Source organism: Deltaproteobacteria bacterium (assembly GCA_019309045.1).
In the GTDB taxonomy this organism is placed as follows: domain Bacteria; phylum Desulfobacterota; class Syntrophobacteria; order BM002; family BM002; genus JAFDGZ01.
Genome location: JAFDGZ010000018.1, coordinates 1 through 11316, shown reverse-complemented (window position 1 = coordinate 11316; position 11316 = coordinate 1). Strand labels below are relative to the sequence as shown.

Here is an 11316-nt window from a genome sequence, read left to right as displayed (position 1 = left end):
GAGGTCTAATCAATCTTCCCTAGCTGATCGGCAAGCCAGCTTCCTGAAAGATTGGTCGCAGGTAGTCCAGACTCTCCCTTCCCGCCTCCTCAGGCATGTCCACATAAGGATAGAGCTCCAAGCTGATGTCGCCCCGGTATCCCAATCTGGCGATGGTCTCGAATACTGCCAGAAAGGGAATGACACCGTGACCAGCAATCAGGTGATTGTGCATCCTGTCTGCGCCTATGTCCTCCAGATGCACATGGCCGACCCATTGAAAGAGTTTTTCGAAAGCGGTACAGGGATCTTCGCCAACACAGAAGAAATGGCCCACGTCAAAGTTGAGGCCTACTGCTGAAGATGCCACATCATTGATAAATGCAGCAAATTGACTGCTGTTCTCCAGAAGCAAATCCGGCTCGGGCTCCACCAAAATCTTCACTCCCAGTTCCTCGGCCACTGGGGCAACCTGTTCTATTCCCTGATGGAAGAGAGCCAGGGCCTCCTTTGTTGACAAGCTCCCCTGAGGCCCGCCTGGTGGCACAGAAATGTTTGCACAACCTAGAAATTTTGCCAACTTGAGGCAGCGCACGGTGTGATGTATCCGTACCTTTCGTCTCTCCTCCTCCGGCTCAATCCACGAGGGCAGGTAGGTGTTTCCTACAGCGAACAGGGTGAAGCTGTTCAGGTTTGTTAATTTCAAATTATGCGACTTGATGAGTCCACTCAAGCGGGCGAGATCCTCCTCGCTGTAGTCGGCTGGATAGAGGTGCGGCCTGTCGCACATTATTTCTACACCTTTGAAGCCGAGCGCCGCTATTCTCTCAACCGCTTCATAGAGAGACATCTTCACAAAGGCATTGGTACTGTAGCCAAATACCATGGCCCCGTCCTTTCCCGGCACCAGTTCGTCGCCTCTTACATCATGCTGGTACATTCTTTTTCCAGTTTGAGAATGCCGGCAATCTGATCCTGAAAACTGAGAGGTGGATTGTCCCCTATCGGCCTCTTGAAAAAGAAGCCCAATTCAGGAATTGGGCCGCTCCTGCCTGCTAGTTGGAGCGCCGCCACCCAGCGGGCCAGGTCGAGAATCAGGGGGACAGCCAGAATGGAATCACGGCCCAGCAGATTCAGACGCAGGCTCATCGGCAAGCCAAACAGGCCCAAAAAGTCAATGACATCCCAGGCCTCTTTGGCATCACCTCGCGGTGGATAGTAGTCGATATGGACTTTATGGGCGGCAGAATCATATTGTTCACCCACTCGATATCCCAGGATTCCTTCGAGCACAGTGGTCTTGTTTGCTATTTTGGCTTCGGCTTTCTCGGGGTTCATCAAATTTTTGCCGTCTGCATTGCCGAGAATGTTGAGGCTATACCAGCCATCTACCAGAAGGCTCCTCGCCTTGAGAGCCGAGGCCAGTACCACTTTGAAATAGGTCTGGCCGGTCTTGCCATCTCGGCCTGCTACCGGCACTCCATGTTCAACCGCAGCTCGCAACACTGCCGGAATTTCCACTTCGTTTGGACTGAAATTCACCACTGGTACTTTCGACTCTACAGCGGCAACAACGTAAGCAAGATCAGGAATTACCCCTGTGCCTGCCTCTTCGTTTAAAGCTGCTACACTGGCACAAGCATTCAGGTTTCGTCCGGAGGATGCCGGCAACAGATTTACCAACACAGCCCTGCTGCCAGGATAACGACTCTTGTAATCCTCAATATCGCCTTTGATCACTTCCACCTGACGCTGAAATCTATCTCTCTCTGGCACGCCATCTCTCAAAGAAATTCTCTCCATTCTCTCAGCCTCTGGCCGCCAGAACTTCTCCGGTATAATTCCATACTGCTCTATTACCTCCAACAGGCTCGCTCTGTTCAAGTCCCAACCCACCATGTGAATTGCAGCGCAATTTCCTAATTGAGGAAACTTCCCTCTGGTGGTAAGACTGGACAGCACCATCTCAGGGGTGCTCTGGAGGGCACTCACTGCCGCAGCCAGTGTAGAACCCACGGCTCCCTTGGCGCCGGCCACCATGAGCAAAAGTGCCCTCCTCCGCTTTCCTTGCCCTGCATCCTTCACTTTCCTGTTCATTGTGATACTCTTTGTACTGCCATGTAGCAAGCCACCATCTTTGCGGGAAAAATTGGGGGGTCTCATTTCCTGAAATAGTATGCATGCCAGCGCCGGGCAAAATCACTCTACTACCTTTGCCGTGGCAACGGCCAGTCTAAAACAAGCCTCCCTGCCCGTCAATCGGTATCCTACCCAGAAGCTCCACTAAATGAGCCTTGCTTTATGATCAGCTCCCTGGACCTTCACATGGCCGGAAAACTGTGGGCTGAGCAGGGCCCAACCGCAAACCGCCGAGGCCTCCTGTGCCGATCCGAGCGTGGCGCGGTATAGCACTGTTCTTCCTTTTTGATACCGCTGTTCTGAACCAGTGATCCTACGATTTGCTCAGACAAACCACTCATTGGAATAGTCGGGTGAAGCTTGCCTGTACACACGCCGCTGGCGCTCGCTTCATGATATGTTACGGCCGAGATAGCGGTTCAATACATAGAGTCCATCAGGAGTAAACGCAGCTGAGGCGAGCAAATCTCGGACATGTGTCATGCTCAGAAATTTGCCGCTGGCAATTTCCTCCCTCTGGATACGGACTTCGCCATCATACTCACAGCGAAAAGCCGCCCCCCATACCTTCACGTACTGATCTTCATAAGGAAAAAGGAAAAGTCTCTCTAGCGGTACTCCCTGTATGCCCAGTTCTTCCTCGAGTTCGCGGCAGGCACTTTCATGGTAGCCTTCTCCTGCCAGAACCACGCCGCCAGCCACTACGTCATAATAGCCTGGAAAGACGTCTTTTGTTGAGCTCCGCTTCTGGACGAAGAGGTCGCCCCTGGAGTTGAATACCAGAACATAGGTGGCACGATGCCATAATTTCTGCTGCCTCATTTTCCAGCGTTCCACAGCACCTATTTCATTATTGTGTCGATCTACAATTGTCACCATTTCTTCAGCAGCCATGGCAATCCCCTTGCAACTCACACGTACAATCTGTCTCTGCAGTTCTTACTCGGAACTAGTTTTCATTCAAGGTAGAATCCTGGCGAGCAGGAGTTCCACATTCTCCCGGATCGGTCTATCTTCCAGACGAACAACCACATGAGCATACTTGAGATACAACGGCCTGCGCTTCTTGTATACTTCCTGCAAGCCCAGTTCTTTCAAACCTACTATACCTCGCAACTCAACCCCGTCCAGAGACAATCGTTTCACCAGATTGGCGTACGCTACGTCTAGAAACAGCACTACCGAGATGGAACGCAAGTGGTTCATGGCCGCTGATGACAATACGCAGCTTCCTCCTGGCGAAAATACCTTTCCTTTACCCCCGAGAGAGAGGAGTGCTGCCTCTTCAATCTCGAGAAATCTTTTCTCTCCATGGCTATCGATGATATGCTGGAGAGCCCCACCCATAGACCTTATGATTTCATCACCGTCCACAAACTCGTAACCAAGGCGGTCTGCAAGAGCTCTTCCCAGAGTACTCTTGCCACTTCCGGGCATGCCTATCAAGGTAATATTGTCTGCGCTTCCCATATCCATTTCCCGCTCATCCTGCCACGCTCTCTGCAGGACAAGGCAACAGCACTCCTTGGATATCAGGACAAATTTTTTCCACTGGACTCAGCAGACCTCCTTGCCTCGTCTCAGCTGATAGGATATAGTTCGCATTCTGCTGACTCAATACCCTGTTTAGGAAATGAGTCGGTTCGGAGAAAATCATATTGACAGCTGAGACAGTGATAGGCAACTGGAGGGTTGGCCTGTTGATCTGCCTATTAGCGCTGGAGCAAGCATGATCTACGTTTGCATAAAGTGTGGCGACAGATGGACTGTGCAAAACTGTAGTGATGAGATATCCGGAGGTCTTTGCGAGACTTGCATCACTGCATATATTCGTGAAAAGCAGCAGTTTCATGGTCTTCAGGACTGCTTCAAGCGGGCTACTGAAGAATGCCCGAAAAGAGAATGCAGCTACTGGTCCCTCTGCAACAAGGACATTGTGAAACGCGGCAAGGCCTGCTGCCCCTAGCTTGTTGCATTGCAGATCCTATAACAAGGTTGCTGTTGGCCTTCGAACCTGTGAGGGATAGAGAGCACAGACGAGAGGCCAGGTGCCTCAGCCTTGCGTCCGGCTTTGCTCCGGCGAGCACATCTTTTCGTCCTGAGCAACTATCTTTCTAAGATAGTTGCGATCTTCGTAAAAAACGTCGGTAAAGTGTAGACCCACACCAAGCAGGGTATTGCCTTCATCGGAACTCAATATGTCGGACCAGACAACAACCGCTCTGATGAGCAGAGGCAGGCGGTCTGGAACCTCCAGTACCATGCCCACAGATTCATAGAGTCTAAGCGGCTTGCCGTCTCGATGTGGTCGATAGTAATAGACAAAAGCCCCGTTTACACTGAGATTTCTCGTTATTCCCTCCACCCTTTCCGTGGCAGTCAGGAGGGTGACCGCCCACCGCAGCTTTAGCCTAGTAGAAATACGTTTATCAGGCCCCATATGCCCCACCTGGAGATGAGTGAGAAGGCTTGGCAGCAGTCAGCTTATCAGAGTCAGCCACTTTGCAGCATCTTCCTCGACTGTCGAGCCCTGTCCATGCTGATGCTGCTGCATTTTGCAAAAAAAAGGCCAAGTTTGCCTCTCTGATCTCCTGGACAGCTTGTTTGGCACTCGCTGCCAGCAGCACAAACTTCCCTATGTCAGAATGAACTGCCGGGCACAGCGAGAAAACTCTTCGCCCTGCTTCAGAACCTCTTATAAGACTCAGGGTGCAGACCAGATTACTTTGTTGGCGCCATCACGGACAGAGAGCGCAGCTGTGCCTTGATCCGTAAACGTCACCAAGACTTTGCCTTCTTCACCCAGCAGCTCCAGCGTCGGGTTGCCCTCAGAGACCTCCAGGATCGCACGCGACAACTGTCTATCATCGTAGAGGACCAACTTGGCACCTTGTGGTGTGCTGGATATGGTTATCCGATTATAACCTTTTGAGTCGACTAAAAAAATTTCTTCTGTCCTGATGGAACGACACAGCAGCTGTGCGGTTCGCATCTCATACTCCGACTGTTTCAACCGAGCAATTACCACAGTCGCCGCGCCGAAGATGCCTAGGGGCAAAATCCAGGTTCTCATCTCCAGGCTGAGGTAGTCATAGTATGCTCCCAGCACCATGAGGAAAAGAAACAGTGCCAGCAGCTTGGGCCACTCTTTTCGCTGTAACATGCCAGTTACCCCCCTGAAATGAAGTCAACGTAGTCGGTGCAGTTAAAAAATACCTGTATTTTCCCCGAAGCACAAACAGGAAAATACAGAGGCTCAGCCCATATTTGCCAGTATACATATTTAACGCATTAGAGTCGCCGCAGGAAAAAACGGCCATAGAGTATAAGAGGTCACCGGCAAAATGAAAGTGCACCTGGTAACCAGTATTGACAAGCAGGCATGGCAGAAGGTTGGAGGTACGGCAACGACTTTGTTCGGCCTCGCAGTAGATTGGGAGAAAAACTGGCCTGTTTGCTGCATTCGTTCGCTGACGCCCGAGAATCCTGGCCGATACAGTGGCCGCCCTCCGGGGATGGGGTAAGTTGACTTTGCTTGACAGTAGGGCTGATCTCCGTCCCGGCCAGCAAATCAAGCCAAACAGGCGGAGATCGGTACAGTGTTTACAGTGCTATAAAAGACAGCGGTATAAAAGACAAAGAGTGCGATAATTCGATGGCATCCTAGGCGTGATCAACAATCAAATTATTGAGGAAGATGCGGTCATGCCCGCAGACCGTGGAAAAGCTCACGCCAATTCCGCGAATCTGCTCACCACTCTCCTCTGAACTGACGGCTGACCAGACTACGCGGGCATTTAGCAATATGAGACGTTCCTTGGCAGTGATAACGATGCGAAAGCCATTTTCACTGTCAGGGGCTTGATGGCAGCGAATAAAAGCCCCACCGCAGCTCAGATTCTGCGTCCAGCCATCAATCAGGCTCTCGCCCACCATCATCACCACTGGCAGTTTTATCTTTGCCCGAGGATGTTTGCGAGCCTCTGGAACTGCAGGTGCACCTCTGAGTACTGTCAGTCGTTCCATTGGTTTGCGCAGTAACTGCCTGACCAGCATAGCCGCTCCTGATTCTGCAATGGATGGTTGCCTCCTTATATCACATTTGCGAGTCAGCTGCAACAATGGTTCTGAGGAAAAGGCGACAGTTATCAGTGTTGCCGCTGCCAGGAGACTGGACTTTTCCCCTGAAACGCTGCCAGCATGTCATTGGCAGCAATGGAGAAACAGCCCTGTATCCAGCAGAAATGACAAGCGTGCGCAGCTCTGCAATGGTAGGTGCTCACCCGGGCTTTAATATCATTTGCCAATACCCCTTGCTGGCACGAGCAGGCAAATTTTTTCTTGACAGCTGGCCGCGACTGTTGATATATGAGATAAATGTAATCTCAATTGTCGTATATACTGTCTAGGAGCGCCATTTTTGAGACTCACACGGGCTGGAGAATACGCAGTTCGCTGCGTTCTCTACTTAGCAGAGCAACCAGCAGGTCTGGTTGTTTCTAGGCGAGAAATTGCCCGGGCTATGGAAATTCCACCACAATTCTTAGGTAAAATAGCTCAACAACTGGCCCGCGCCAACATACTCGAAATAATTCAGGGAGCCAAAGGCGGCTATCGCCTCATTGTTCCCCCGGATACCTTGACCCTGCTGGATGTGGTTGAATCAGTGATGGGAGAAATTTTTTTGAACGACTGTGTCATGAGACCGAGTTCATGTTTTCGGGTCCAGAACTGTAGTGTTCACAAGGTATGGCAGAAGGCAAGGTCCGAATTGCGTCAAACCCTGGCCAGAGCAACTTTTGCCAGACTTCTCGAAGAACAAACCTGTGTGGAGCCGTTTTCTCCCAATAAAGTCCCGTAACTCGGATACTTGCCAAGAATCACCTTTGGTCATGAGCTGTATTTCATCCGAGTTGACAACATGCGAATGAGCTGGAGTATTTCGTACTCGGCAAGGAGGTACCATGGATGTTGTGACCCTCTCTAGATTGCAGTTCGCGGTGGCCACCTATTTCCACTTCCTTTTTGTTCCCTTGACTCTCGGTCTTTCCGTTCTTATCGCCATCATGGAAACGATCTATGTCAGAACTATGGATGATGATTACAGGAGAATGGCCAGGTTCTGGGGCAAGATTTTTCTCATCAACTTTGCCGTGGGCGTGGTAACGGGGATAACTCTCGAGTTCCAGTTCGGCACAAATTGGGCTAGATATAGCAAGTATGTGGGAGACATCTTTGGCTCGCTGTTGGCAATTGAGGCTACCACTTCATTTTTCCTTGAATCCACCTTCATCGCTGTGTGGGCCTTTGGCTGGAACAGACTTTCTCCCAAAGCACACGCTGTCACCATCTGGCTTGTTGCCGGGGCTTCCAGTCTATCTGCTGTGTGGATTCTGATCGCCAATTCGTGGATGCAACACCCCGTAGGATTTATCATGGCACGAGGTCGAGCTGAATTGGCTGATTTTGCTGCGGTGATCACCCAAAAATTTGCCGTTCTGACAATTCTCCACACGCTAACTGCTGCGTATATCCTCGCTGGCTTCCTTGTCATGGGAATCAGCGCCTACCATATACTTCGCAAGCAGGACAAGGAACTTTTTGTGAAAGCCTTCCGGCTTGCCGTCACCTTCAGCCTGATTTTCTCCTGTTTCGAAATATTCGAAGGACATCTGCACGGTGCTCTCCTTCATACTACGCAGCCTACCAAACTTGCTGCCATGGAAGCACATTGGGACACCCAAACTCGGGCTCCTTTGCACCTGTTTGCCATTCCTGACCCTGAAAACGAACGCAACAAGGTAGAGATAGGCAATGTACCGCTGGCATTGAGCCTGCTTGCCACGCATTCAGTAGATGGAGAAGTCAAGGGTCTCAAGGAGTTTCCGAAAGATGAAAGGCCGCCTGTATTTTTGACATTCTTTTCCTTTCGCCTAATGGCCGGCTTGGCCGCCCTCTTTGTTCTCCTTACGGCCATAGGCTGGTTCAAAAGAAAAAAGCTTGAATCCAGTCCACGATATCTGAAGATCATGCTCTACTCCATACCCCTGCCTTATTTGGCCTGTACCATGGGATGGACACTTACGGAAGTCGGGCGACAGCCATGGGTCGTCTATGGCCTCATGAAAACCAAGGACGCTGTCTCGCCTATAGCTACCTCGCAGGTCTTTACCTCCCTCATTGCCTTTATAGTGGTCTATTCACTTCTTGGCCTCACCGCTTTCTACTTCATGACAAGGTATGCTCGTAGAGGCCCTGAACCTGCGGCTGCCACCAACTAGCGAGAAAGGAGTTATGCCATGTTAGCAACAATATGGTTTGTTCTCTGGGGTGTTTTATGGGCAGTCTACTTCATGCTGGACGGCTTTGACCTGGGCCTTGGCACGCTCATGCCTCTGCTGGCAAAAAATGACATAGAAAAAAGGGTCGTCTATCATTCCATGGGACCATTCTGGGACGGCAACGAAGTCTGGCTCATCACTGCGGGAGGCGTTACTTTTGCTGCCTTCCCCACAACCTACGCTGTCATGTTCAGTTCTCTCTATTCTCCTCTGCTGCTGATCTTATTCGCCCTTATCATCCGTGGAGTCTCTTTCGAGTTTCGCAACAAAATCGACGATCCCAGATGGAAGACTCTGTGGGACACATGTCTGTTTATCGGCAGCTTCACCGCAGCCCTGCTTTTCGGTGTGGCTTTCGCCAATATCTTCAAGGGAATACCGATCGACGCCGAGGGCATTTATCATGGCAATCTCCTTACCCTTCTCAATCCTTACGGCTTGATTGGCGGACTCCTCTTCGTGTTTCTTTTTACTGTTCACGGCGCACTCTGGCTGGCAGTCAAGACGGAAGCACCACTCCATGAACGGGCTGGCTCCCTGGCGGCCAAACTCTGGATCCCACTGCTGGGAGTTGCGGTTATTTTCCTGGCCACCACTGGTGTTTATACAAAGCTTTACAACAACTATCTCGAGATGCCCGTGCTGCTGATCATTCCAGTAGTTACGGTTATTGCTTTGCTCGCCACCAGGATTTACATGGCCAAAGGAGACTGGTTGAAAGCCTGGTTCGCCTCCAGCCTAACCATTGTCTCCGCTACGCTTTTTGGGGTTGTGGGGCTTTACCCGGCTCTGCTACCTTCGAGCTTGAATCCTGCATTCAGCTTGACCGTGTATAATTCTTCTTCCTCTACCCTGACTTTGAAAATCATGCTGGTCGTTGCCCTGGTCTTTGTGCCAGCAGTAATTGCCTACCAAACATGGGTGTACGTATTATTCAAGAACAAGGTGACCGAGGAAACCCTGGACTATGACGAAGCCTATTGACAAGAGAGCACTGGCAATCGTTCTGACTTTCAAGAACTCCATCTAATGAAGTTGTTTCTTGCAGCAGGTTTTCCTGCTGCCATTGAGGAGGGCAGTGGAAAACAGCCGTCTCATCACTGGCTGCCAAAGGTGCTGCTCGTACCAGACAAAACAAGCAAGACAAAATCCTCGAAAGCGCGACCAGAGATGCAGGGGATGTAGATAATGCTGTAGTTGTATTTTCATGTCATGCTCCGCCTTTACGAATGTCAATACTGCAGTTTTTTTGATTTTGCAGGTCCCTGCCGTTTTTTAATCTGTCGACTCAGGGCTGTTATCTTTACAACCGTCCTAGTACTGCAACCCCAGCCGCCTTGCCCCAGCCGCCAGCCCGGAGCCCTTTCCCTATCATTTGCTGCCGAATACCTTTTGCAGCAACTCGGTTCCCCTGGCAGCAGGATCAGTCCTTATCTTTTTTTCCTCTTGAGCGATAACATAGAATAGTCCATCGAGAGACTTCTGGGTTACATAGTGGTCTAGATCCACTGATTGAGGATTGGCAAAGGGAACATTCGCATACTTGTTCATCATTTCCTTGTAGAGACGAGTGACGCCGACCTCATTCATACTCGCCGATATATCTGGCTTGAAGGCAGCATAAAGTTTGTCATAGGTCTTCCCTTTGAAATACGTGGTAGCAGCGGTGTCTCCACCCTGAAGGATTTTCTCTGCATCTTTGAAAGTCATATCTTGCACGGCCTCAATGAAATACTGCTTTGCCTTGGGCGCAGACCGTTCTGCAGCCCTATTCATACTGAGGATAAATTCATCGACCTTATCTTTGAAGCCAACTTTGCTCAACACCGCCGACATATTGGCCAGTTCTTCCGGCATAAGGATTTTGATCATCTCGTTGCCGAAATAGCCATTCAGTTGTGATACAGAAGCGACTGCTTTGTCTGTAGCAATGGAGAGGGCCTCTTTCAGGCCGGAAATTATCGTGGAATCATCCAGGCTTCCCTGTTTCTGCGGGCTGATGATTTCCTGGGCCTGCTCCAATAGTCCTGCCTGTAAGGGAACGCTAGAGAGCCAAACTATCAACATGACAAAAATCCACCATTTCTTCATTCTTCACCTCCTCGACTGGATGTTCTTGCTGCAGAACATCGCAAGTTTCACCAACATTGTCTATGTAGAATAATCATCAGTATAGCCAATGTCACCTGGCAACAGCGACAACAATCGACTAGCAGTGATCGGCTCGCTCATCGCGACCCCCAGCAGTGTTATAGTACGCTCCCTAGTAGGCATGTATCTTGCTTCAAAACTAGCTACCGGTCTGCATATCCTGAAGGGAATAGCCCTGGCAGCGATTCTGAAGCGAGACAGTAGAGTCCAGCATGGATGCCGGAAAAATCAGCAGTTCAGCTCTTCGATTATTCAGAGCCAGGCCATGATAGGAGCGTCAAATCAAACAGCATGATTCATTAGAGCACAGGGGAGGTCCTTTTCATGATCTTTGATCCCATCCTAGGCTGGTTTTCCAATGATCTGGCCATAGATCTCGGAACTGCCAACACTCTGGTTTATGTGAGAGGCGGAGGCGTTGTCCTTGATGAGCCCTCTGTTGTAGCAGTGCGCCGAAACGGTCGGGGCAACAAAGTCATGGCTGTTGGCAAAGAAGCCAAAATGATGCTGGGCCGAACTCCGGGCAACATCGTGGCCATCCGCCCCATGAAAGACGGCGTCATTGCCGATTTTGAAATCACCGAGGCTATGTTGCGCCATTTCATCAGGAAAGTGCACAACCGGCGCACCCTCATACGGCCCCGGATCATTGTCTGCGTTCCTTCCGGGATCACGCAGGTGGAAAAGAGGGCAGTACGCGAGTCAG

At 50.6% G+C, this 11316-nt stretch carries 12 protein-coding genes; 4 read left to right on the top strand and 8 right to left on the bottom strand.

Annotated elements, in window-relative coordinates:
• Nucleotides 1-19 precede the first annotated feature (19 nt).
• The 7 genes from JRI89_05600 to JRI89_05570 form a co-directional block, all read right to left on the bottom strand.
• Nucleotides 20-865 (bottom strand): sugar phosphate isomerase/epimerase, encoded by an 846-nt coding sequence (locus JRI89_05600; protein ID MBW2070714.1) that lies wholly within the window; start codon nt 863-865, stop codon nt 20-22.
• A 35-nt stretch (nt 866-900) separates the two neighbouring features.
• Nucleotides 901-2076, bottom strand: a complete 1176-nt coding sequence (locus JRI89_05595) for an inositol-3-phosphate synthase (GenBank protein ID MBW2070713.1) — start codon at nt 2074-2076, stop codon at nt 901-903.
• A 432-nt stretch (nt 2077-2508) separates the two neighbouring features.
• On the bottom strand, nt 2509-3012 hold the full coding sequence (gene yfcD, locus JRI89_05590) for an NUDIX hydrolase YfcD (protein MBW2070712.1): 504 nt from the start codon (nt 3010-3012) through the stop codon (nt 2509-2511).
• 66 nt (nt 3013-3078) lie between these two features.
• A complete protein-coding gene (locus JRI89_05585; protein ID MBW2070711.1) occupies nt 3079-3594 on the bottom strand; it encodes an AAA family ATPase in 516 nt (171 codons plus the stop codon).
• A 577-nt stretch (nt 3595-4171) separates the two neighbouring features.
• The gene (locus JRI89_05580; GenBank protein MBW2070710.1) at nt 4172-4558 is read right to left on the bottom strand and encodes a PilZ domain-containing protein; all 387 of its coding nucleotides are present in this window, start codon (nt 4556-4558) and stop codon (nt 4172-4174) included.
• Between the two features lie 264 nt (nt 4559-4822).
• Nucleotides 4823-5281 (bottom strand): hypothetical protein, encoded by a 459-nt coding sequence (locus JRI89_05575; GenBank protein ID MBW2070709.1) that lies wholly within the window; start codon nt 5279-5281, stop codon nt 4823-4825.
• A gap of 500 nt (nt 5282-5781) precedes the next feature.
• A complete protein-coding gene (locus JRI89_05570; GenBank protein MBW2070708.1) occupies nt 5782-6174 on the bottom strand; it encodes a PilZ domain-containing protein in 393 nt (130 codons plus the stop codon).
• Nucleotides 6175-6538: 364 nt separating this feature from the next.
• Between JRI89_05570 and JRI89_05565 the strand changes: the two genes are divergently transcribed.
• From JRI89_05565 to cydB, 3 genes are all read left to right on the top strand, one after another.
• Complete coding sequence (locus JRI89_05565; GenBank protein MBW2070707.1) at nt 6539-6979, top strand: Rrf2 family transcriptional regulator; 441 nt, start codon at nt 6539-6541, stop codon at nt 6977-6979.
• Nucleotides 6980-7082: 103 nt separating this feature from the next.
• A complete protein-coding gene (locus JRI89_05560; GenBank protein MBW2070706.1) occupies nt 7083-8399 on the top strand; it encodes a cytochrome ubiquinol oxidase subunit I in 1317 nt (438 codons plus the stop codon).
• An 18-nt stretch (nt 8400-8417) separates the two neighbouring features.
• Nucleotides 8418-9443, top strand: a complete 1026-nt coding sequence (gene cydB / locus JRI89_05555) for a cytochrome d ubiquinol oxidase subunit II (protein ID MBW2070705.1) — start codon at nt 8418-8420, stop codon at nt 9441-9443.
• A gap of 387 nt (nt 9444-9830) precedes the next feature.
• Here the strand turns inward: cydB and JRI89_05550 are convergent, their stop codons facing one another.
• Nucleotides 9831-10550 carry a DUF4197 domain-containing protein gene (locus JRI89_05550; protein ID MBW2070704.1) on the bottom strand — a complete coding sequence of 240 codons (720 nt, stop codon included), beginning with the start codon at nt 10548-10550 and terminating at the stop codon, nt 9831-9833.
• Between the two features lie 384 nt (nt 10551-10934).
• On the opposite strand from JRI89_05550, the gene JRI89_05545 reads away from it, so the two are divergent.
• On the top strand, nt 10935-11316 hold a 382-nt coding region (locus JRI89_05545), incomplete at its 3' end, for a rod shape-determining protein (protein MBW2070703.1).

Bases quoted from the DNA above. Each gene is read 5' to 3' on its own strand.
- JRI89_05600 (MBW2070714.1), bottom strand. From the start codon at position 865: ATGGTATTTGGCTACAGTACCAATGCCTTTGTGAAGATGTCTCTCTAT.
- JRI89_05595 (MBW2070713.1), bottom strand. From the start codon at position 2,076: ATGAACAGGAAAGTGAAGGATGCAGGGCAAGGAAAGCGGAGGAGGGCA.
- yfcD (MBW2070712.1), bottom strand. From the start codon at position 3,012: ATGGCTGCTGAAGAAATGGTGACAATTGTAGATCGACACAATAATGAA.
- JRI89_05585 (MBW2070711.1), bottom strand. From the start codon at position 3,594: ATGGATATGGGAAGCGCAGACAATATTACCTTGATAGGCATGCCCGGA.
- JRI89_05580 (MBW2070710.1), bottom strand. From the start codon at position 4,558: ATGGGGCCTGATAAACGTATTTCTACTAGGCTAAAGCTGCGGTGGGCG.
- JRI89_05575 (MBW2070709.1), bottom strand. From the start codon at position 5,281: ATGTTACAGCGAAAAGAGTGGCCCAAGCTGCTGGCACTGTTTCTTTTC.
- JRI89_05570 (MBW2070708.1), bottom strand. From the start codon at position 6,174: ATGCTGGTCAGGCAGTTACTGCGCAAACCAATGGAACGACTGACAGTA.
- JRI89_05560 (MBW2070706.1), top strand. From the start codon at position 7,083: ATGGATGTTGTGACCCTCTCTAGATTGCAGTTCGCGGTGGCCACCTAT.
- cydB (MBW2070705.1), top strand. From the start codon at position 8,418: ATGTTAGCAACAATATGGTTTGTTCTCTGGGGTGTTTTATGGGCAGTC.
- JRI89_05550 (MBW2070704.1), bottom strand. From the start codon at position 10,550: ATGAAGAAATGGTGGATTTTTGTCATGTTGATAGTTTGGCTCTCTAGC.